The 20,819-nt window shown below is 74.3% G+C and carries 17 protein-coding genes and 1 rRNA gene; 8 read left to right on the forward strand and 10 right to left on the reverse strand.

The features are described from left to right. Positions 1–66 precede the first annotated feature (66 nt). Positions 67–1,308: an MFS transporter gene (locus QP089_RS39895; protein WP_285919313.1), complete on the reverse strand. Its 1,242-nt coding sequence runs from the start codon at positions 1,306–1,308 to the stop codon at positions 67–69. A 500-nt stretch (positions 1,309–1,808) separates the two neighbouring features. Then, the gene (locus QP089_RS39900) at positions 1,809–2,276 is read right to left on the reverse strand and encodes a MarR family winged helix-turn-helix transcriptional regulator (protein ID WP_285919265.1); all 468 of its coding nucleotides are present in this window, start codon (positions 2,274–2,276) and stop codon (positions 1,809–1,811) included. A gap of 112 nt (positions 2,277–2,388) precedes the next feature. Here QP089_RS39900 and QP089_RS39905 point away from each other — a divergent pair, with 112 nt between their 5' ends. Continuing rightward, positions 2,389–2,952, forward strand: a complete 564-nt coding sequence (locus QP089_RS39905) for a TetR-like C-terminal domain-containing protein (protein ID WP_285919267.1) — start codon at positions 2,389–2,391, stop codon at positions 2,950–2,952. 36 nt (positions 2,953–2,988) lie between these two features. After that, positions 2,989–3,330 carry a DUF2530 domain-containing protein gene (locus tag QP089_RS39910; RefSeq protein ID WP_285919269.1) on the forward strand — a complete coding sequence of 114 codons (342 nt, stop codon included), beginning with the start codon at positions 2,989–2,991 and terminating at the stop codon, positions 3,328–3,330. On the opposite strand, the gene QP089_RS39915 is transcribed toward QP089_RS39910, so the two are convergent. Both QP089_RS39915 and QP089_RS39920 read right to left on the reverse strand, forming a co-directional pair. Further along, positions 3,327–6,308, reverse strand: a complete 2,982-nt coding sequence (locus tag QP089_RS39915) for a sacsin N-terminal ATP-binding-like domain-containing protein (protein ID WP_285919271.1) — start codon at positions 6,306–6,308, stop codon at positions 3,327–3,329. The two genes, QP089_RS39910 and QP089_RS39915, sit on opposite strands and share 4 nt — an antisense overlap. A gap of 79 nt (positions 6,309–6,387) precedes the next feature. Next, a complete protein-coding gene (locus tag QP089_RS39920; protein WP_285919315.1) occupies positions 6,388–7,194 on the reverse strand; it encodes a DUF3027 domain-containing protein in 807 nt (268 codons plus the stop codon). 226 nt (positions 7,195–7,420) lie between these two features. Between QP089_RS39920 and QP089_RS39925 the strand changes: the two genes are divergently transcribed. Next, positions 7,421–8,854 (forward strand): MFS transporter, encoded by a 1,434-nt coding sequence (locus tag QP089_RS39925; protein ID WP_285919272.1) that lies wholly within the window; start codon positions 7,421–7,423, stop codon positions 8,852–8,854. A 48-nt stretch (positions 8,855–8,902) separates the two neighbouring features. Here QP089_RS39925 and QP089_RS39930 read toward each other — a convergent pair whose 3' ends face one another. Together QP089_RS39930 and QP089_RS39935 are read right to left on the reverse strand one after the other, a co-directional pair. Further along, a complete protein-coding gene (locus tag QP089_RS39930; protein ID WP_151546065.1) occupies positions 8,903–9,298 on the reverse strand; it encodes a cold-shock protein in 396 nt (131 codons plus the stop codon). Positions 9,299–9,443: 145 nt separating this feature from the next. After that, positions 9,444–10,094, reverse strand: coding sequence for an HAD family hydrolase (locus tag QP089_RS39935; protein ID WP_285919273.1), 651 nt, complete (start codon positions 10,092–10,094; stop codon positions 9,444–9,446). Positions 10,095–10,445: 351 nt separating this feature from the next. Here QP089_RS39935 and QP089_RS39940 point away from each other — a divergent pair, with 351 nt between their 5' ends. Further along, complete coding sequence (locus QP089_RS39940; RefSeq protein WP_285919275.1) at positions 10,446–10,916, forward strand: hypothetical protein; 471 nt, start codon at positions 10,446–10,448, stop codon at positions 10,914–10,916. Positions 10,917–10,997: 81 nt separating this feature from the next. Here the strand turns inward: QP089_RS39940 and QP089_RS39945 are convergent, their stop codons facing one another. Then, positions 10,998–11,471, reverse strand: coding sequence for a GNAT family N-acetyltransferase (locus tag QP089_RS39945; RefSeq protein WP_285919276.1), 474 nt, complete (start codon positions 11,469–11,471; stop codon positions 10,998–11,000). Positions 11,472–11,642: 171 nt separating this feature from the next. Between QP089_RS39945 and QP089_RS39950 the strand changes: the two genes are divergently transcribed. The 4 genes from QP089_RS39950 (at position 11,643) to QP089_RS39965 (ending at position 17,284) form a co-directional block, all read left to right on the forward strand. Continuing rightward, the gene (locus tag QP089_RS39950) at positions 11,643–12,260 is read left to right on the forward strand and encodes a TetR/AcrR family transcriptional regulator (protein WP_285919278.1); all 618 of its coding nucleotides are present in this window, start codon (positions 11,643–11,645) and stop codon (positions 12,258–12,260) included. 207 nt (positions 12,261–12,467) lie between these two features. After that, positions 12,468–14,876 carry a helicase-associated domain-containing protein gene (locus QP089_RS39955; protein WP_285919280.1) on the forward strand — a complete coding sequence of 803 codons (2,409 nt, stop codon included), beginning with the start codon at positions 12,468–12,470 and terminating at the stop codon, positions 14,874–14,876. A gap of 147 nt (positions 14,877–15,023) precedes the next feature. Beyond that, positions 15,024–15,458: a hypothetical protein gene (locus QP089_RS39960; RefSeq protein WP_285919281.1), complete on the forward strand. Its 435-nt coding sequence runs from the start codon at positions 15,024–15,026 to the stop codon at positions 15,456–15,458. 173 nt (positions 15,459–15,631) lie between these two features. After that, on the forward strand, positions 15,632–17,284 hold the full coding sequence (locus tag QP089_RS39965) for a DNA repair helicase XPB (protein WP_285919283.1): 1,653 nt from the start codon (positions 15,632–15,634) through the stop codon (positions 17,282–17,284). A gap of 63 nt (positions 17,285–17,347) precedes the next feature. On the opposite strand, the gene QP089_RS39970 is transcribed toward QP089_RS39965, so the two are convergent. From QP089_RS39970 to rrf, 3 genes are all read right to left on the reverse strand, one after another. Beyond that, on the reverse strand, positions 17,348–19,606 hold the full coding sequence (locus QP089_RS39970) for a peptidoglycan recognition protein family protein (RefSeq protein ID WP_285919285.1): 2,259 nt from the start codon (positions 19,604–19,606) through the stop codon (positions 17,348–17,350). Between the two features lie 133 nt (positions 19,607–19,739). Further along, entirely contained in the window at positions 19,740–20,264 is a 525-nt protein-coding gene (locus QP089_RS39975) for a hypothetical protein (RefSeq protein WP_285919287.1), read from the reverse strand. A gap of 422 nt (positions 20,265–20,686) precedes the next feature. Continuing rightward, positions 20,687–20,803, reverse strand: a 5S ribosomal RNA gene (rrf, locus tag QP089_RS39980). Positions 20,804–20,819 lie beyond the last annotated feature (16 nt).

Consider the following 20,819-nt stretch of genomic DNA (forward strand, 5'->3'; position numbering starts at 1 on the left):
CAGACGGCACCCGTTGTCACGCGGTTGCGCAGCGCCATCGGCGCCGGTTGCCGCGGCGGCCGGGCGTCACCTGCCGGCGGCCGGGACGCGGCGCAGCCGGGCCAGCGCGGGCCGGATCGAGCCGCGCGGCGCCGCCAGCGCCGCCACGACGACCGCGGTGGCCATCGAGACCAGGCCGCCCAGCACGATGCTGAGCCGGGGCCCGAACTGCTCGGCCATCCAGCCGACGGTCGGCGCGCCGAGCGGGTTCGTCCCCATGAACACGAACATGTACAGGCCCATCACCCGGCCGCGCATCTCGGGCGCCACGCCGAGCTGCATCGTCGCGTTCGCCGAGGTCGTGAAGGTCATCAGCGCGATACCGGCGGGCACGAGCAGCACCAGGAACGACCAGTACGTCGGGGCGAGCCCGGCGGCGGTCTCCATCACGCCGAACGTCATCGCCGCGAGGATCAGCAGCCGCAGCCGGGGCCTGGCGACCCGCCGCGCGGCCAGCAGCGCGCCGGTCAGCGCGCCGAGCGCCAGCATGCTGGACGCCAGGCCGAACGAGGACGCGCCGGTGTGGAAGACCTCCTTGGCGACCAGCGCGGTCGTCATCTGGAAGTTCATGCCGAACGTCGCGACGAACCCGACCATCACCAGGACGAGGACCAGGTCGCGGCGCCCGCGGACGTAGCGCAGCCCTTCGCGCAGCTGCCCCTTGGCGCGCTTGACGGTGCCCGCCGCGTGCAGCTCGCTCTCTCGCATCGCGTACAGGCCGAGCAGGACGGCGCCGAACGAGGCCGCGTTCACCAGGAACACCGGGCCGGTGCCGATGACGGCGATCAGCACGCCGGCGACGGCGGGGCCGAGCAGCCGGGCGCCGTTGAAGGTGGCGCTGTTGAGCGCGATGGCGTTGGGCAGGTCGCGCTTGCCGACCATCTCGACCACGAACGACTGGCGGGTCGGGTTGTCGACGACGGTGGCGAGGCCGAGCCCGAACGCCAGCAGGTACACGTGCCACACCTGCGCGTTGCCGGTGACGGTGAGGACGCCGAGGATCAGCGCGAGCGCGCCCATCGACACCTGCGTCATCATCAGGACGCGGCGCTTGGGGTAGCGGTCGGCGATCACTCCGCCCCACAGGCCGAACAGCAGCAGCGGCAGGAACTGCAGGCCGGTGGTGATGCCGAGCGCGGTGCCGTTGTTGTGGGCGAGGTCGAGGACGAGCCAGTCCTGCGCGACGCGCTGCATCCAGGTGCCGGTGTTGGAGACGACCTGGCCGGTGGCGTACAGCCGGTAGTTGCGGGTCCGCAACGAGCGGAACATCCCGCCGCGTCCCTGCTCCTCGGCGTCTTCAAATGCCTCTTCGGGAGCCTCTTCGGACGGCGCGGCGTCCTGCGGCGGCTCGACGGCGGAGCCGGTCTCGCGGGCTACGGCGACGGCCTCGGCCGGGGTCTCGCCGTCCGCCTTCTGGACCGCTCCAGCCGGGGTCCCGGCGCGCTGGCCACGCGAGACGTCCTCGACGTGCGGCGGCGGCCCGGCGGCGTCGGAGCGCCCTGCCGGATGGAAGGGGGAATGCGGGGAATGGGGCGATGTGCGGGGGACGGGGCGGCGACGGCGCGCCCGGGGCACGACGGGCAGCGCGGCCCCGGGACGGGCGGGCCGTCCGGAGCGGGCCCCGCGCGCCGGGGCGCCCTCCGGTTCATCAGGACCATCGTTAGCAGAAGTCATTATCAAGGCTAACGATAATCGCGCGGGCCCTATTCCGGCAACCGCACCCCCGCGCGGCCCCGGAACCCGCCCCCGGACCCGCCGCCGCGCGGGCGTCAGGAGCGGCTGAGCTTGTCGATGATGGGCGCTGCGCGGCGCAGGATCTCGCGCTCGTCCTCGGTCAGTTCGCCGAGCCGCGTGGACAGCCAGGCCTCCTTGCGGCGGCGCTCGGCGCGCAGCAGCGAGGAGCCGTCCTCGGTGGCGTTCAGCACCACCTGGCGCCCGTCGGTCGGGTGCGGGTTGCGCACCACGAGCCCGCGGTCCTCCAGGTAGGCGATGACGCGCGTCATCGAGGGCGGCTGCACCTTCTCGTGGTCGGCCAGCTCGCGCGGCGTCATGGCGCCGTGCCGCTCGATGGCCGCGAGCGCGGCGAACTGGGTGAGCGACAGCGGGTTCGGCCCGCCGTCGGGCGCCGGCGGGCGCAGGTGCCGCAGCCGGCGCGACAGCCGCGCGATCGAGATGCGCAGCTCCTCGGCCAGCCCCGGGGGCGCGGTGGTCCGGCCGCCGGCCGGTGGCGTCGTCATCGTCATCGGTCTCCCGTGCTGGTGCCCCATGCTGCTACGCCCGCTCCTTGACACGATCGGCTAATGCTATTAGCTTTCTGGCTATTAAGTAGTCGACAGTGAGGGGATCGGGATGCCGCGCGCGGGCCTGTCACCGGACGCGGTGGTGGACGCCGCCATCGCCGTCGTGGACGCCGGCGGACCCGGCGCCCTCACGCTCGCGGCGGTCGCCGGGCGGGCCGGGGTCGCGACCCCCTCCCTCTACAAGCATGTCCGCAACCTGGCCGAGTTGCGACGCCTGGTGACGGAGAGAATCCTCGACGAGCTGGCCGACCGGCTCGGAACCGCCGCCATGGGCCGCTCCCGCGACGACGCCGTGGCGGCCCTGATGCGCGCCTACCGCGGCTACGTCGTGGAGCACCCTAGCCGCTACGCGTCCATGGAGCAGGCCGCGGAACGGGAACACGCGGGCGACTCCGCCGCCGAACGCCTCCTCGGCGTCATCTACGCGGTGCTGCGCGGCTACGGCCTCGACGGCCCGGAGCTCGTCCACGCGGCCCGCTGCCTGCGCTCAGCGGTGCACGGCTTCGCCATCCTGGAGGCCGCCGGCGGCTTCGGCCTCCCCGAGGACCTGGAGGCCAGCTACGAGCGCCTCATCACCGTCCTCACCTCCGGCTTCTCCCAGCCCAGGGTGTGACGTCCCTCTCCCCGACCCGCCGCGTAACCTGAGCGCATGACCCCTCCGCGCCGCCCGGATCCGCCGCCCATGCGGACGAACGACGTCCGGGTGGCCCTCGTGGGCACCGTGGTGTGGGCGGTCGCGCTCGTCGTGCTGCTCGTCGCCGGGACTCCGTCCGGGGACCACTGGTGGCTGTGGGTGTGCGTCACCGGCGTCGTGACCGGCGTTTTCGGGGTCTGGTACATCCCGCGGCTCCAGGCGGGCCGGGAGCGGCAGGAGGCGGCCCGCGAGGCCCGCCGCACCGCCGCCGTCGAGGACGCCGCGCAGCCCTCCGAGCCCGAACCCCCGGGCGTCACGCGCGAGGACGCCGCCAGGATCTCCGAAGCGGACGTCTAGGGCTCCAGGTCGTCCTCGGCCAGCAGGACGGGCAGGGCATCGGGATCGCGCAGGACGGCCTCGGCGAGGAGCCGGGCCGCCCAGTCCCCGCAGGCCCAGGCGAGCGCGCGCGCGAGGCCGCCGGTGCCGTCGGCGTGGATCTCGCCGTCTCCCGTCCACCACGGGATCTCCTGGCCGTCCACTACGAGCCGCTCGTGCGCGAGGTAGGTGTCCGGGGCGTCGGGCAGCACGGCACGGACGGCGTCCGGTACGGGCCGCTTCTCTCCCGCCGTTTCGACCACGCCCGGCACCTCGTCACCGGCCAGGGGCAGGTCGAGCAGTTCGGCGAGGCGGGCGTCGCGTCCTTGCGCGGCGATGACGAGGGGTTGCCCGGCGAGCAGCGGGAGAAGGTCGGGACTGTCCAGGACGAGGGCGTCCGCGGCGTCCACCACCTCGACGGCGCCGTCCACGACCGCGCGCACGTGTTCGGGTGGTTCCACCGTGACGTCGGCGTCGGCGAGGGCCGTCCATAGTCCGCCGAGCTGGGCGCGGCTGACGGCGCGTTCCGGATCGCCCATCCGGTCGAGGAGTTCTTGCGCGCCACCGGGCTCGTCCAGGAGGTCGGCCAGTGACGTGCGGACGCCCAAGGCCAGCAACAGTTGCTCGTCGAATCCCGCAGGCGCGATGTCGTAAAGCCCGGCGAGCGCGTCGTCGCCCTGTAGCCGGAACTCGCCTGGCCTGCGGCCGTCCAGGACGGGACGCCGACTCAGCCACCACGCCGTGTACGAGGGCACTACCGCACGGCGTCCCGTATAGAGGGCGACATGTGCGGGCTCCACGATGGCAGCGCGCCAGGGCGGCGCGGCCAGCAGCCGTAGCGCGGCGGGCCAGTCGTCCACCAGTTCCAGGTCGCGGACGGCTTGGAACTCCGGCACGAGCGGCGGAAGCTCCTGCGGGCCGATCCGTTCGAGCACGTCGTCGGCCCAGCGGTCCTCGTCGTCGAGATGCAGGGTCTCGGCCTCGTCCACCAAGCCCGACAGGTTCACATCCTCCGCGCGCGCGAGGGCGAAGCCGTCCAGGACGCCCACCGCCGTGAGGGTCTCTGCGCCCCACCGTTCCAGCGTGGAGGACGCGACGACGCCGAACGGCGCGTCCTCGGCCATCACGGACCGCAGCGGGCTGTCGGGGAGGAGCAGCTCACCGGCTGCGTAGAGATCGCCGTCGTCGCCGGGGAGCGCCAGCTCCGCCAGCCACGGCTCCTCCCCCGGATCGAGCCGCGCCGCCGCGACCAGGCCCAGCACGGCCTCGGCGACCGCGTCGGGGTCGTCGGCGTCGAAGGAGTTCTCCACCGCCGCCCGCACCGCCGGATCGGCGAGCACCGCCCGCGGGCCCGCCTCGACCGCGCCCAGCCTGAGCAGCAGCGAATGCACGGCGTCCGGGTGGACGAACCGCAGCCCGAGCGCGTCCAGGCCCGCGGGATCGACGCCGTCCGCGACCAGCAGGCCGCGCGGGCCGCGCACCGTCCGGCCCGTCTCGCCGGCCAGCGGCACCGGAAGCGCCCCCAGAGCGTCCCTGGCGGCCTCGGCGAGCGCCTCGTAGACCCGGTGCCACCAGCGCGGTCCGCGGTCGACAGCGGCCAGCTCGTCCACGACGTCGGCGAGCTCGACGCGGCGGACGCCGAGCGCGCCGAGCGCGGGGCTGCGCGCGGGCCAGCCGGGCGGCAGCAGCCCGCCGACCACCGGCTCCTCGCCGGCGCGTCCCGCGAGGAGGTCCAGGAACGCCGCCGGGGCGTCCAAGGCCACCGCGTCGCGGCCGCGCATGCGGTGGCCGTCCGGGTCGTCCGGCACGGGAAGCAGTGCCGCTTCGGGAAGACGCTCGCGGACGGCCCGCCGCAGCCGCGCATCAAGCTCACCGGCGCCCACCGGGCCGGGCACGAGGTCGAGCAATCGCGGATCGGCCGGGCGCACCTTCAGGAGGGCCACATAGGCATCGGCGGCCCGTTCCACCAGGAAGTCGGTCAGCGGACCGGGCGCGACGTGCCGCCTATCGGGCGCGAGCGGAAACGACGCTATGAGCAAGGCTGGAAAGTCGAGCCGCTCGTCACTGGGCGTCGGCGCATGCACGACGGCGGGCATCCCTTCCGGAAGCCCGTCCTCCGGCAGCGCCCACCGCACCTGCCAGGACGCCCGCGCCCGCTCCTCCACGGGCCGGTCCTCCAGCAGCTCCGCAGGCGTCGCCCCATGCGCCTCGACGGTCTGCCACACCCGCCCGTCGACGACGACCGTCCCGGGGTCGCGCCGCCCGGCGGACAGCACCCGCACGTCACCGTCGACGTCGATCTCGACGGATTCCAACGCGGGCAGCGCCAGCATCAACGCCGCGTCGACCTGCTCCAGCTGCCGCCGCACCGACTCGACCGCGCCCGCCCGCAACGGCAACCGGACGACGGTGTCGAACCCGTCCGGTATCTGCGGCGGCTCGTCCACCGCGAACGGCAGCCGCAGCAGCGGAACGCGCCGCTCCCGCCGCGCCAGCTCCCCCGCCACGGCCGGAAGATCCCGAACCAGTTCCCGAGCCCGCTCCTCCGACCACTCCACCCCGCCCGTAGCGGAGGCGATGGACGGATTGCCGGTAACGGCCACCACGGCGGCGAAACCGACACCGAACCGGCCCACCGCGCCCGCGTCGTCGCGCTTGGCGGACGCCCGGAGCGTCGACAGCGCCTCCACTCCGGCGGCGTCCAGCGGCGCGCCGGTGTTGGCGGCCGCCAGCACCGCCGTGCCCGTGCCCTGGGTGAGGCGCAGCCGACCGGGGACGCCGGCGCGCAGCGCGGCGTCCGCGGCGTTCTGCGCCAGCTCGATGACCACGCGGTCGCGGTAGCCGCCGAGAGCGTGGTCCTCTTCGGTGTTGGCGTCCTCGCGGAATCGCGCCGGGGACTCGCCCCAGGCCCGCAGGACGCGCTCGCGCAGCACCCCCGTGCCGAACGGGTCACCGACCACCGCCGTCACCACCCTCGCCGCGCGCGGACCGGGCCCGCCGAGGGAGCACCCCGACGCCCCGGACCGGCCGCCTCGTAGATCAGCTGTGCCCGAGCGCCTCGTCGTCCAGCGGCTCGACGTCCTCGACCGCGGACGGGACGACGTCGTAGCCCAGCTCGTCGATCACCGGCGGGTTGTGCTCGGACGCGGCCGGGATGTCGACGGCCTCGGAGTGCGCGCCGCAGCCGTGGTCGGCCGACACCACGCGCCCGTCGTCGGGCGCGTACTCGTTGGCGCACACCCCGAACACCTGCCGCAGCTCACCCGCCAGCGCGACGTAGAACCCGCAGGTCGAGCACTGGGCGGGCGCGGACGCGGCGATCGGCGCGCGGGGCCCCGCGACGCCGTCGTACCAGCGGGCCGCGGCCTCGTCCCGGCCCTCGCGCGACAGCACCCGGACCCGCCCGAGACCGAGCTCCCACTGCGCCTCGCGCTCGACCGTGTCGTCGATCTGCGTGTAGCCGGGCGCGAGCCGGACGTCGTCGGGCGCGGTCGGCAGCAGGTCGCCGGGGCCGAGGTCGCCGGGGCGCAGCCGCTCCAGCCACGGCACCCACTGCGGCGCGAGCAGCGCGTCGTCGCCGGGCAGCAGCACGCACTCGCTCACCGTGACGATCTTGGCGCGGGCGGCGCGGGCGACCGTGACGGCCCAGCGCCACCCGGTGTAGGCCGGGTCCAGCGCGGCGAAATAGTGCGTGACCACCCGGTCTCCCTCGGCGCGCAGGCCGAGGTGCTCGCCGACCGGCGCGGGATGGGCGGTCTCCTCGGCGGCCGTCCGCGCGAGGTCGACGGCCTCGGCGCAGGCGGCGTCGACGGCGGGCGGGCGGGTCCGGCGGGCGGGCCCGGAGATGGCGCGCGCGGCGGCGGGACGCGCGGGGCTGGACTGACGCGTTGGGCTCACATCTCGATTCTCGCGCATCACGGGGGATGACCCGACACACGGGCTCCCGCCCGGCGCGAGGTGATCCGGCCCGCCAGAAGGGAACGTACCCTCAATCAGGCGGCCGGATCCGCGACGAGGCGGGCCCGGGACCGCGGCCACGGCCACGACCCCGCGAGGAGAAGATCAGGGCGCGATGGGACTGCGACGCTCCGTGCGCGCCGGTGTGGGCGGCGCGGGCCGGACGCTGCGCGGCGTGCGCTCCACGCTGTGCGGGGCCGGGCGGCTCACCCGGCGCGTCACGCACGCGCACGGCGCCGGGCGCAGCGGGCTCGGCGTCCTGATCGAGGCGTCCGCGCTGAACTCGGCCGGGGACGCGATGGTCACCGTCGCGCTCGCCGGGACGCTGTTCTTCGGCCTGGACATCGACCAGGCGCGCGGCCAGGTCGCCCTGTACCTGCTGGTGACGATGGCGCCGTTCGCGCTGGTCGCGCCGCTGATCGGCCCGGCGCTGGACCGGATGCGCCACGTCCGCCGGTACGCGCTGGCCAGCACGTTCGCGATCCGCGGGCTGCTGTGCTGGGGGATGGCGGGCGCCGTCGCGCACAACGATCCGATCACCTTCCTGCCGGCCGCCTTCGCCGTGCTGGTGGTGTCCAAGGCCTACGGGGTGCTGCGGGCGGCGGTGACGCCGCAGCTGCTGCCCGAGGAGATCACGCTGGTGACGGCGAACGCGCGCGCCTCGTTCGCCGGGCTGGTCGGCTCGTCGATCGCCGCCCCGGCCGGCGCGGGCCTGGCCGTGCTGGTCGGGCCCGGCTGGGTGCTGCGGATCGGCACGGCGATGTTCCTGCTCGGGATCGTGTTCGCGATGCGGCTGCCCAAGCGGGTGGACGTCCCCGACACCGGCGAGGCCCCGGCCGTCCCCGCCCCGGAGACGGCGGACGGCGCGCCCGCCGACGAGGCGCGGCCGCCCGCCGGACCGGCCGGACGGCACTGGCGGACGCTGCCGCGCGTCGGCCCGGTCGTCGCCGAGGCGATGCAGGCCAACGCGGTGCTGCGCGCGCTGTCCGGCTTCCTGGTGCTCTACCTGGCGTTCCTGCTGCGCGAGGAGCGGTTCGACCCGGTGTCGCACAACGTCGCGCTCGGCCTGCTCGCGGCGTTCGCGGGCGCCGGCGGCCTGGCCGGCACCGCGCTCGGCGCCTGGATGAAGGCGCGGGCGCCCCGGCTGATCGTGTCGGCGACGCTCGCCGCCGTCACCGCCGTCACGGCCGTGTCCGCGCTGTTCTTCGGGCTGTGGGCCGCGCTCGCCGTCTCGCTCGCCGCGGGGCTCGGCCAGGTCCTCGGCAAGCTGTCGATGGACGCGGTCGTCCAGCGGGAGATCGGCGAGGAGGTCCGCTCGTCCACGTTCGCGGTGACCGAGACGCTGCACCAGCTGTCCTGGGTGGTCGGCGGGCTGCTCGGCCTCGGCATGTCGATCGTCGCGGACGGCCGGGTCGCGCTGGCGATCGTCGCGGCGGCGCTCGCGCTGTCGCTGGCGCTGCTGCTGACCCGCCGGGCGGGCGCGCACCGCCGCGTCCGCTCCCGCGCGAGCGCCCCGATCAAGGACGCCCACCCCGAGATGCGCGCCTGACCGCCCGCCCCGGGCGGGAGGCGGGCGGCTACGGGTCGACGTCGTCGGCTACGGGTTGATGTCGTCGGCGACCGCGCGCAGCACCGTGGCGATCTTCTTGGCCTCCGCCGGGGCCGGGTGCTTGCCGCGCCGGTAGGTGTTGGAGATCCCGTCCAGCAGCTTGATCAGGTCCTCGGTGATGACGACCATCTCGTCCGGCTTCTTGCGCCGCTGCTTGGCGATGGTCCGCTCGACCGACGGCAGGCTCTCCAGGACGCGCACCTGCAGCGCCTGCTGCCCGCGCCGTCCCTCGACCACGCCGAACTCGATGCGCTGGCCAGGCTTGAGCGTCGTCACCCCGCCCGGCAGCGCCGAGGAGTGCACGAAGACCTCACCGCCGTCGTCGCGGGTGAGGAAGCCGAATCCCTTGTCGGAGTCGTACCACTTGACCTTGCCAGTCGGCACGGGAGACCTCGTTCGGTAATCGTCCTGAATCGACCCCAAGATTAGTGCCTCGGCGGGGACCGGTGAACACGCCGGGACGCCCGCGAAGCCCTTTGGGACAACGGGATGAAGCTATCCCGGACCCCCGCCCCGCGGCACCTCGATATCAGGCCGCCCGGAACCCCGACAGCCACTCCGGGAACGCGTGCAGATCGGGCAGGACCACGTCCGCGCCGTAGGCGGTGAGGGCGGCGGAGTCGAACGCGCCGGTCGCGACCCCGACGGCCACCGCGGACGCGGCGCGGGCGGCGTCCACGTCGCCGGTGTGGTCGCCGATGTAGGCGCCGGCACCGTGCGCGCGCAGCGCGGTCCCCTTGTCGGCACCGAACAGCCCGCCGACGACGGCGTCCACGTCCAGGCCCAGGAAGCGGACGGTGCGCTCGGTGTCGCGCTGGTTCTTGCCGGACACCACGACCACCCGTCCGCCCGCCGCCCGGACGGCCGCCAGCGCCGTGGCGGCGCCCGGCATCGCCTCGGTCGCCGGGAGCGCGACGTCCGGGTAGAGCGCCCGGTACCGGTCCGCCATCGCGGGGATCCGCTCGGGCGGGAACCAGTACGCCAGCTCCACCTCCAACGGCGGCCCGAGCCGCCTGACCACGGTGTCGACGTCGATGGGGACGCCGCTCTCCGCCGCGAGCGCCGCGTACACCGCCCCGATGGCGGCACGCGTGTCGGCCAGCGTCAGGTCGAGGTCGAAGCCGACGGCGAATCCGGCACCATCCGGACGGGGAATCTTCGGCGAATCAAGGTCCAGCACGCCCAACAGGGTAAAGGTCCGGTATGGAGCGATCGCCAGTGCCGCGTAACGTGCGGGACGGTCCCGGGTCGGCCGGCTTCGGACCGGCCCCGGACGCAAGTACCCGCGCTCTCCCGGTAGTGGCGATGCGACGGGATCCGAGTAGGAGAGCGCGGGAACTCTTGGCGCGGGAGCCTTGGATGCCCCGGCCCGGTCTGGTCTGCCGGGTCCCGGGCGGCCGCCCGTGCCGTGGTTATGCCCGCACCCCCTACCGAAAACCTTCTGACCAGGAAAAACGTAGGGCTCGAACGAGCCACCCCCACCCCAAGGACGATCAGCCGCAGGCCGGCCCGGCGAAGGAGGGCGCCCCCCATGACGGAAAACAGGGCGGATGACAGGGCGGACGAGCACGACCGCACGGTGAACAACCCGGGTCCCGGACGGACCGAACCCGCCGGGACGGGCGCGACCGCGCGGCACGCCATGACCGGGACCCGCGTCGACCCCGGCGAGCACCGCGCCCGGCGGCGGTTCGGCGGGTCCGGCGCGGCGACCCGCAAGCGCGCCGTCGGCCTCCTCGCGACCGTGATCTCGGTCGTGACGACGGTCGTGGTGCTGATCCTGGCGGTGCACATCCTGTTCGTGGTGTTCGAGGCGAACACCGGCAACGACATCGTGCACTGGTTCGGCGCCCGCGCGGACGATCTGGCCTGGCAGTTCAAGGACGTCTTCCAGCCCGACAACGCCAAGGCCGACGTGGCCGTCAACTACGGTCTCGCCGCGCTGGTCTACCTCGTCGTCGGACGGGTCATCGTGAGCGCCGTCCGCCGCGCGGCGGCCTGACCGGCACGCACTGAACCGGCTCGACCTGAACCGGCTCGACCTGAACCGGCACGGTTTGAACCGGCGCCGCCGGCGGGAGGGCTATCGGCCTGGGAAGCGGACGACCTCGAACGGCCACGCCGTGGTGACCCATTCGCGGACGAAGTCCTCGAGGTCCTTCTCCAGCGCCGTGTCCTCCTCGTCGGCGCGCACCCAGAACACCACGACCGCGTCCACGCCGGGGTCGTCGGACGGCGCGACGTGGATGCGGCCGAGCTGGCGCTCCCCGTCCGGGGTGTTCACCACGTAGCTGAAGGAGCGGCGCAGCTGGCCCTCCTTCTGCAGCCACGCCACGTCCACCAGCGCCTGCTCGAAGGTGAACTCGCGGTCCGGCCAGCCCCACTCCGGCCCGAACCGGCCGGCGAGCCGGTCCAGGCTGCCGATCACGGCGCCGTAGTCCTTCACGACGTCGTGCACGGTGATCGGGCGGATCTGGAAGCGGGGTCCGGCGACCAGAGTGGGCACCACGAAGTCCTCGGGGAGGAAGGCCCCGTCGGCCGCCTTCCGCGGAGACATGAACATGTCGACCCTTCCGGGGACGCCCCTTCCGGCACAGGGGCGCGGGGCAACGAACTCTAGCCGCACCCGGCGCGGGGCGAGACGGGTCACGAATTCGGGCGCGCCGGGCCGCGGCAGGGCCCCGCAGGTCCAGGATGCCTTACTGTTCTTGCGGAGGAATTCATCACCATGACGACATCTACGCGCGAGCGGATCGTGGCCGAGTCGCTCCGCCTGTTCGCCGACCGGGGCTACGCGGCGACCTCGGTGGCCGAGATCGAGGCGGCGGCCGGGCTGTCGCCCGGCGCGGGGGGCCTGTACCGGCACTTCCGGTCCAAGGAGGAGGTGCTCGCCTCCGCCATCCGCGAGCACATCGAGCGGACCCGCCGGCAGATCAGCACGGTCCTGGACCAGGCGGAGGTGTTCGCCGACCGCCCCTTGGAGGTGCGGCTGCGGATGACCTGCCAGGCGGGCCTGGCCAAGATGCGCGAGGAGCAGGACCTGATCCGGGTGCTGTTCCGCGACCTCGACCAGTTCCCGCACCTGGTCGCCGAGATGCGCGAGGGCATCGTCAACCCGCTGTACGACGGGATCGCGACCTGGCTGTCGCAGCAGCCGGAGTACGCGGGCGCCGAGGAGGACTGGGCGGCCGTCGCCTCCATCCTCGGCGGCGCGGTGGTCAACTACTGGCTGGCGAACGAGTCGATGTACGAGCCGCCCACGCGGATCGACGAGAAGCGGTTCGTGGAGAGCTGGGCCCGGCTCGGGCTCGGGCTGGTCGACCTGGAGCGCACCCCGGCGACCTAGCCTGACCGGCGCCTCGGCCGGCCCCCTCATCGCGCCGGACGGCCCGTCCGGCGCGCGTTCCTCCCCGGGCCGCGGCACCGCACCGGCCCCGGCAGGCCGCCTCCTACGCTGGGAGGGTCTCCCGCCCGCGGCGTCCGACGTGCGCGGACGCGCCGCCGCCGGGGCGCGGCGGGGCAGGGCGCACGCGACACTAAGGTGGCGAACGGCATGGATTCGTATGCGGACTGGCTGCGCGCGCGAGGCGACGAGGAGCTGCGCGCGCTGCTGTCCGCGCGTCCCGAGCTGCTCGCGCCCGTCCCCGCCGACCTGACCGCGCTCGCCGCCCGCGCCGCCACGCCCGCCGCGGTCTCCCGCGCGCTCGACCGGCTCGACCGGTTCACGCTCGCGGTGCTGGAGGCGGTGCTGGTGCTGCCGCCGCCGGTGCTGCCGGAGACCCTGGCCGCGGCGCTCGACGCCACCGCCGAGCAGGCCCGCGACGCCGTCGACCTCCTCCTGCGGTTCGGGCTGGTGTGGATCAGCGGCGCGGGCCCGGGAGAGGGCGAGGGCACGCTGACCGCGGCCCCGGGCGTCCGGCAGGGCCTGCCGCATCCGGCCGGGCTCGGCCCGCCGGTCCAGGAGGTGTTCGCCGGGTACCCCGTCGAGCGGCTCACCGCGCTCGTCACCGACCTGCAGGGCGAGGCGCCTCGCGGGTTCGCCGACGCGGCGCGGCTGCTGCGCCGGCTCGCCGAGCTGCTGGCCGACCCGGCGCCGCTGGTCGAGGACGCCGGTCCCGAGGCGCGCGCCGCGCTGGACGCGCTGGCCTGGGGCCCGCCGGTCGGGCGGGTCGCCGACGCGCGCCGGCCCGTCCGGATCGACACCGCCGCCACCCCGATCGAGCGGCTCCTCGCGCGCGGCCTCCTCGCCGCCGAGGACGACCGGACGGTCACCCTGCCGCGCGAGGTCGCGCTGCACCTGCGCGGCGGGCGGCTGTTCCAGGACCTGTCCGCCGAGCCGCCGCCGCTCGGCGCGCGGCCGTCCGGCACCCCGCGCGGCGAGGACATGGTGGTCCGCGCCGCCGCCGGGGAGGCGTTCAACGCCGTCCGGCTCACCGAGGAGCTGCTGGAGCGCTGGGGCCTGGAGCCGCCGCCGGTGCTGCGCAGCGGCGGCCTGGCCGTCCGCGACCTGCGCAACGCCGCGACGCTGCTGGACGTCCCGGAATGGAAGGCGGCGCTGCTGGTCGAGGTCGCGTACGCGGCGGGCCTGCTGACCCGCAGCGGCGACCTGGACGGCGAATGGCTGCCGACCCCCGCCTACGACCTGTGGCTGATGCGCGACACCGCCGGCCGCTGGACGGAGCTGGCGCGCGGCTGGCTGAAGTCGGACCGGGCCGCGGGCCTCGCCGGCGAGCGCGACGACCGGGACCGGCTGATCAACGCGCTGAGCGAGGCGATGGTGCGCGGCAGCGCGCCCGCCACCCGCCGCGCCGTGCTGGAGGTCCTCGCTGGGGCGGAGCGCGGCGCGGCCGTGGACGCCGACGCGCTGCGCGCCCGGCTGGCGTGGCTGCGTCCTCGCCGCGGCGGCCCGGTCCGCGACCGGCTCGCCGGCTGGACGCTGCGGGAGGCCGCCGTGCTCGGCCTCACCGGGTTCGGCGAGCTGGCGCCGTTCGCCCGCGACCTGCTCGCCGGCGACGATCCCGAGCCGGGCCTGGAGAAGTACCTGCCCGAGCCGGTCGACCGGATCCTCATCCAGGCCGACCTGACCGCCGTGGCGCCGGGCCCGCTGGTCACCGAGCTGAGCCGGGAGCTGGCGCTCGCCGCCGACGTCGAGTCGACCGGCGGCGCCACCGTGTACCGGTTCACGCCCGAGTCGGTCCGCCGCGCCCTGGACGCCGGGCGCACCGCCGCCGACGTCACCGGCCTGCTGGCCCGGCACTCGGCGACGCCGCTGCCGCAGCCGCTCACCTACCTCATCGAGGACGTCGCGCGCCGGCACGGGCACCTGCGGGTCGGGTCCCTCGCCTCCTACGTGCGCACGGACTCCGCCGGCACGCTCGACGAGATCCTCGCCGACCGGCGCTCGGACGCGCTGCGGCTGCACCGGCTCGCCCCGACCGTGCTGGCGTCCGGCCTGCACCGCGCCGAGCTGCTCGACGGGCTGCGCGCGATGGGCCTGGCGCCGGTCGCCGAGTCGCCCGGCGGCGGGGTGATCGTGACCCGGCCGGACGCGCAGCGCGCCGAGCCGCCGCCGACCGCCGAGATCGTCCGGCTGCGGCCGGACGAGACCGCCGACGCCTCGATGATCTCCGCGGCGGTGCGCGCGCTGCGGGCCGGCGACGAGGCGTCCCGGCACGGCGCCGAGCAGGCCCGGCTGCGCGCGGACGCCCCGTCCGGCGAGCCGCCCCGGTCCCCGGCGATGGCGACGATCGAGCGGCTGCGCGGCGCCGTCGACCGCGGCGGCCGGGTCTGGATCGGCTACCTCGACCAGCAGGGCCAGGCGTCCAGCCGGATCGTCGAGCCGGTCCGGGTGGAGGGCGGGTTCCTCACCGGCTACGACGCGACCCGCGCGGCGGTGCACCGCTTCGCCCTGCACCGCATCACCGGCGTCGCCGAGCTCGACGAGGAGCCCGGCGCGTCCTGACCCGCCCGGCTCCGGCCCGGCTCCGGCCCGGCTCCGGCCCGGCTCCGGCCCGGCTCCGGTCCGGACGGAACCGGCGGGACGTCCGTTCTGTCCAACCAAGTGTCGTGTCGGGCGGGTAGCGTGCCCTCGAGCACGAGGAGGCTTCGGGTGAGCGGATACGGAGGGCGGCCGCCGGGCTGGGAGGACCCTTACGGCGGCTATGGCGGCTACGGCGGCACGCCGGGCTGGGACGACCCCGGCGCCTACGGCCCGCAGGGACCCCCGTACGGCCAGCAGGGCTACCCCTACGGGCCTCCCGGCGTGCCGCACGCGCGCCCGAGCAACGGCTCCACCATCGCGGCCCTCGTGTGCAACTGCGTCGTGGCGGTGCTGTGCTGCAACATCGTCGCCATCCCCGGCATCATCACCGGCGCTCTGGCGCTCGGCCGGGTGAACACCGACCCGGCGTCCGCCCGGAGGCTGACGATCTGGAGCTGGTCGCTGTTCGCCGCGTCCATCCTGATCGGCATCATCCTCGCGGTCGTGTACTTCGCGATCATCGCCACCAGCGACCCGGGTTACACCTCGTCCGGCGGCGTCTGACCGGCCGCGGCGCCGGCCGGCCCGGCGCGCCGGAGGGGGCCGACGCAATATCGGGGGCGGTCCGGGCGTTGAACCCTGCGGTCCCGCCCGGAACGCGCGACGCGCCGGCACGCCTCGGGTAGCGTGCACGGCGTCCGGACGAGCCATCGCCATCATCGACGGGGGCTTCTGCATTGACCGACGGTCCGCTCATCGTCCAATCCGACAAGACCCTGCTGCTGGAGGTCGACCATGACCTGGCCGACGCCTGCCGCAAGGACATCGCCCCGTTCGCCGAGCTCGAACGGGCGCCCGAGCACGTCCACACCTACCGGGTCACGCCGCTGGCGCTGTGGAACGCCCGCGCCGCCGGGCACGACGCCGAGCAGGTCGTCGACACCCTGATCAAGTACTCCCGCTACCCCGTCCCGCACGCGCTGCTGGTGGACGTCGCCGACACGATGGCGCGGTACGGGCGGCTGCGGCTGGAGAAGCACCCCGTGCACGGGCTGGTGCTGTCCTCCTCGGACCGGTCGGTCCTGGAGGAGGTGCTCCGCGCCAGGAAGATCAAGGGCATGCTCGGCGACCGGGTCTCCGACGACGCCGTCGTCGTGCACCCGAGCGAGCGCGGCTCGCTGAAGCAGGCGCTGCTCAAGCTCGGCTGGCCCGCCGAGGACCTGGCCGGCTACGTCGACGGCGAGGCCCACCCGATCTCCCTGGTCGAGGACGGCTGGGAGCTGCGCTCCTACCAGCGCGACGCGGCCGACGCGTTCTGGCACGGCGGGTCCGGCGTCGTCGTCCTGCCGTGCGGCGCCGGCAAGACCATCGTCGGCGCCGCCGCGATGGCCCGCGCCGCGGCGACCACGCTGATCCTGGTCACCAACACCGTCTCCGCGCACCAGTGGAAGCAGGAGCTGATCCGGCGCACCTCGCTCACCGAGGACGAGATCGGCGAGTACACCGGCACGAAGAAGGAGATCCGGCCGGTCACCATCGCCACCTACCAGATCATGACGACGCGCCGGAAGGGCGCCTACGCGCACCTGGAGCTGTTCGACGCCCGCGACTGGGGCCTGGTCGTCTACGACGAGGTGCACCTGCTGCCCGCGCCGATCTTCCGGATGACCGCGGACCTGCAGGCCCGCCGCCGCCTCGGCCTCACCGCCACCCTCGTCCGCGAGGACGACCGCGAGGGCGACGTGTTCTCCCTGATCGGCCCCAAGCGCTACGACGCGCCGTGGAAGGACATGGAGACGCAGGGCTGGATCGCGCCCGCCGACTGCGTCGAGGTCCGCGTCACCCTCACCGACTCCGAGCGGCTCGCCTACGCCACCGCCGAACCCGACGAGCGGTACCGCTTCTGCGCCACCACCGACACCAAGACCAAGCTCATCCAGGCGCTCGTCGACCGGCACCGGGGCGAGCAGACCCTCGTCATCGGCCAGTACATCGACCAGCTCGACGAGCTCGGCGCGCTGCTGGACGCGCCGGTCATCAAGGGCGAGACGCGGGTCCGCGAGCGCGAGCGGCTGTTCGACGCGTTCCGGTCCGGCGAGCTGAACGTGCTGGTCGTCTCCAAGGTCGCGAACTTCTCCATCGACCTGCCGGAGGCCACCGTCGCCGTCCAGGTGTCGGGCGCGTACGGGTCGCGGCAGGAGGAGGCGCAGCGCCTCGGCCGGCTGCTGCGGCCCAAGGCGTCCGGGAAGGGCGCCCGCTTCTACGCCGTCGTGGCCCGCGACACCCTCGACCAGGACTACGCCGCGCACCGGCAGCGGTTCCTCGCCGAGCAGGGCTACGCGTACCGGATCGTCGACGCCGACGCCGTCCTGGCCGGCGAGGAGATCTGAGCCCGGGATCCGAAGCCGAAGGGCCCGGCGTCGCGCACGCCGGGCCCTTCGGTGTCCGCCCCGTCAGCGGAGGTAGGCGATCCCGTCGATGCAGACGGTCGGCCGCCCGGACGTCCCCGCGACGACGACCTTGATCGTGTGCTGGCCGCTGCTCTTCCACGACCGCGTCCAGGCGAGCTGCCGGTACGCGAGCGTGGAGGCGCGGGTGTCGAGGGTGCCCGCCTTCACGCCGTCCACGTAGACGACGACCGCGCCCACGTTCGACTGCCGCTTGACGACCAGGCCCGCCTCCCGCCCGGTGAACGTCCAGCTCGCGCTCGCACCCTTGCTCGCGCTGTAGAGCCCGTACCCGCCGAGGTAGGAGCTGTTCGTCGTCTTCTTCCAGGTCCCGGTGCGCTTCGACTGGCCCTCCGGCATGAGGGCGGCGCTCCGGGAGATCCCGGACGCCGCGGTGTTCCCGGCGGCGTCGGCGGCCGTCAGCGACCACGACTGCGCCGCGCCCGGCTTCGCCGTCGCCGCCCAGCTCGTCGCGGTGCCCGCGAACGTCTTGGCGGCCGGCGACGTCGCCTTGACCGAGGTGAGCAGCGCGTTGTCGGTGGCCTTCCAGCCGAGCGTGACGGGAACGGCGGTCGTGCTGACCGTCGCGCGCCGCAGCGACAGCGCCGGCGGCGTCGCGAAGACGGGCTTGGTGACGTCCGCGACGACCGTGGACGCCGGCGAGTCGGCCGTGCTGCCGTCGCCGTACGTGGCGTGCACCACGACGCTGTGCGTACCCGGCTGCAGTGTCAGCGCCGCTGACGACGCGCCCGGCGCCGGCGTCGCCGCGACGGTCCCGTCCACGCGGACCTGGTACGTCGCCGACTCGACCGGCTTCCACCCGACCGTCACCGCGCTCTTGGTGTAGTAGCGCCCGCCCACGTTCGCCGCGCCGGTCAGCGTGACGGCCACCGCCGGAGTCGTGAGCTTCTTCGCGGCGGTGCGGATGTCGCCGAGCTTGGCGTACAGCTGCGCGCCCGGGCAGGCCGTCGCGAACCCGTCACGGTGCCCGGAGATCGTGTTGAACGACACCTTCTGCCCGTACGGGTACTTCCCGCCGGTCCCGTTCGGCGCCGCGGACGTCAGGGTCGTCTTCCCCGTCGGGTCGACGCCCGTCAGGCCGAGCTTCCACGCCGCCACCTTGGCGACGCCGTTCAGCGCCGCCTGGGTCGGCGCGACGCCCGCCGGGGTCTCGTTCGCGTTCGTGTAAGTGCCGAGCACGGCGATCCCGGCCGTGTCCGTGTTGAACCCGTAGGTGTGGGCGCCGTGCACCGGACGGTCGACGCCGCCCCCGCGGCCCTCGTACACGGTGCCGCACTTGTCCACGAGGAAGTTGTAGCCGATGTCGTTCCAGCCCTCGCTCTTCACGTGGTACAGGAAGATCGACCGCACCACCGACGGCGACTCCGCGCACGTGTAGGAGTTGCCGGTGTCGGAGTGGTGGACGAACACCGCCTTCACCGACGTGTCGTACTCCGGCGGCTCCTTGACCAGCGACTCGTCGGCTCCCCACGCCGCCCGCGACACCATCGCCGGCTTCGGCGCGGTGACCGCGGCCGAGACCGCCGCGCGCTGCGACGGCGACGGAGCCGTGCTCGTCGATGCTGACGGCGACGGCGACGGAGGTTCGGCCGGTTCCGCGCTGGTGGAGGCGGACGGTTCCGGAGTCGGGCTCGACGAGGCGTCCGGCGCGGGCGAGTCGACCGGCTCGGTTGCCGCCGCGAGCCGGACATCGGTGCCGCCCTCACCCGCGGCTCGCGGACGGGACGTCCCGCTCCCGCCCGATCCGTCGCCGGGATCGACGAGGTCGACGCGCAGCCCGGCCGGGAGGGTGCGGCCATGCCCGGTCACCCGCACCTCGACGCCGTTGGAGGGACCGACCCACAGGCCGCTCGTCCCGCCGCGGCTCCCCGGGCCCGCGCTCTCGCGGGAATCGGGGGCGTCCTCGGTCTCCGGCTCGACGTCGCGCCATCCCGACCAGCGTCCGGACGCGGCGTCCCGGGTCCGGACCCGGACCGTCCCGCGCAGTTCCGACCGCGGCTTATCCCACGTCACGCCGAGCAGGCTGAACCGCTCGGTGGACGCGGCGGGCAGACCCGCCACCTTCTTCGCCGCGGTACCGGCCGTCAGGTCCCGCAACGCGTGCTGGCTCACGCGTCCCGGGCCCGGGCCCGGCCGGACGGTCGCGGACGTCGTGGCGTCCGACCCGTCGGAGACCAGATAGGTCACCGTTCCCCCGACGACGAGCGCGGCGACGGACGCGCCGACCAAAGTACGCCTGAGCATGTCTCTCCGATCACGACCCGGCCCGTATCACCACCGGCCGGCGTCCCCCGCGCCCGATCCTGCGCCTCTACTCCACCAGCGCCCCGAGCCTCACGATTGTCACGCAAACATCAGCGAGAAACAATGACCTCGATCATTGCCGCGGCAATGGCGGCTGCCGCACCGGGCCGGACGACCGTCCAACGGCGGCCGCGAACGCCGCAACGCCCACGCCGATGATCACCAGGGTCATCAGCAGCGCCACGAACCAGCCGATGTCCAACGAGGCGTGCAGTTGCTTTCCGAGGAGAACCCGGACCACGGGCGGAAGGGCGCGGGGCTGACCGTCGAGAACCGTGGACTTGGCGGAGTCGAGGCGCGTGGCGGCGAGACCCACGGAAAGCAGGCCGAGCAATCCCGGAATCGTCGCCGCACCGACGAGCCGTCCATTCCGGAGAACCGCGCCCAGTACACCGAGGGCACCGGCGGCCAGAGCGCACACCAGCGTCAGGTAACCCCAGCCGACGGCGCCTTCGAAACCGTTGAACGACCTGTCCAGAGAGTGGGCGGCCCCCGAGGTGAGCCCGTCCGCCTGCAACGTCACCTTCACCCACGGCAGGACCGCTGAGACCAGCAGCAGAACCGCCGCCCCCGCGACCACCAGGCCGAGCCAGCTCATCCCGCGCCCGCGTGGCGCCTGACCACCCGCCGGCACGTACGGAGCGGGGTGCTGGTAGGGAATTCCCGGGTACCCGGGCCCTGGCGGACCTCCAGGTTGCGGCCCCCACTGTGTTCCCGGGGGCACGCCCTGAGGCATTCCTGGTGGGCCGAACGGCCGCCCATGATGTCCTGCCGGCGGGTTCCGGCTCGGCTGCGGAGGCGGAGTCGTCCATTGCGGCTGACCTGGTTGCTGCGGCTGGGTCATGGTCGGCGGTCGTCCTCACTGGAGGCGGACGTCGGAAGAGTCGGAGAGCCACCCTACTCTAACGAACACTCTCGTCTACATGACGGATCGCGCCGGCCTTCACCGCGCGCACGGCGCATGATGGCCCAGAAATGCGGAAGGCCCCGCCGAAAACGGCGGGGCCTTCCATAATATGAGTCCGGCGGCGTCCTACTCTCCCACACAGTCTCCCATGCAGTACCATCGGCGCTGAAGGGCTTAACTTCCGGGTTCGGAATGGGACCGGGTGTTTCCCCTCCGCCATAACCACCGAACGACCAACCCCAACAC

Source organism: Actinomadura opuntiae (assembly GCF_030283205.1).
Classification (GTDB): Bacteria; Actinomycetota; Actinomycetes; order Streptosporangiales; family Streptosporangiaceae; genus Spirillospora.

Bases quoted from the DNA above. Each gene is read 5' to 3' on its own strand.
- QP089_RS39945 (WP_285919276.1), bottom strand. From the start codon at position 11,471: ATGTCTCCGCGGAAGGCGGCCGACGGGGCCTTCCTCCCCGAGGACTTC.
- QP089_RS39905 (WP_285919267.1), top strand. From the start codon at position 2,389: ATGCCGCGCGCGGGCCTGTCACCGGACGCGGTGGTGGACGCCGCCATC.
- QP089_RS39925 (WP_285919272.1), top strand. From the start codon at position 7,421: ATGGGACTGCGACGCTCCGTGCGCGCCGGTGTGGGCGGCGCGGGCCGG.
- QP089_RS39975 (WP_285919287.1), bottom strand. From the start codon at position 20,264: ATGAGCTGGCTCGGCCTGGTGGTCGCGGGGGCGGCGGTTCTGCTGCTG.
- QP089_RS39955 (WP_285919280.1), top strand. From the start codon at position 12,468: ATGGATTCGTATGCGGACTGGCTGCGCGCGCGAGGCGACGAGGAGCTG.
- QP089_RS39900 (WP_285919265.1), bottom strand. From the start codon at position 2,276: ATGACGACGCCACCGGCCGGCGGCCGGACCACCGCGCCCCCGGGGCTG.
- QP089_RS39950 (WP_285919278.1), top strand. From the start codon at position 11,643: ATGACGACATCTACGCGCGAGCGGATCGTGGCCGAGTCGCTCCGCCTG.
- QP089_RS39970 (WP_285919285.1), bottom strand. From the start codon at position 19,606: ATGCTCAGGCGTACTTTGGTCGGCGCGTCCGTCGCCGCGCTCGTCGTC.
- QP089_RS39910 (WP_285919269.1), top strand. From the start codon at position 2,989: ATGACCCCTCCGCGCCGCCCGGATCCGCCGCCCATGCGGACGAACGAC.
- QP089_RS39895 (WP_285919313.1), bottom strand. From the start codon at position 1,308: ATGTTCCGCTCGTTGCGGACCCGCAACTACCGGCTGTACGCCACCGGC.
- QP089_RS39940 (WP_285919275.1), top strand. From the start codon at position 10,446: ATGACGGAAAACAGGGCGGATGACAGGGCGGACGAGCACGACCGCACG.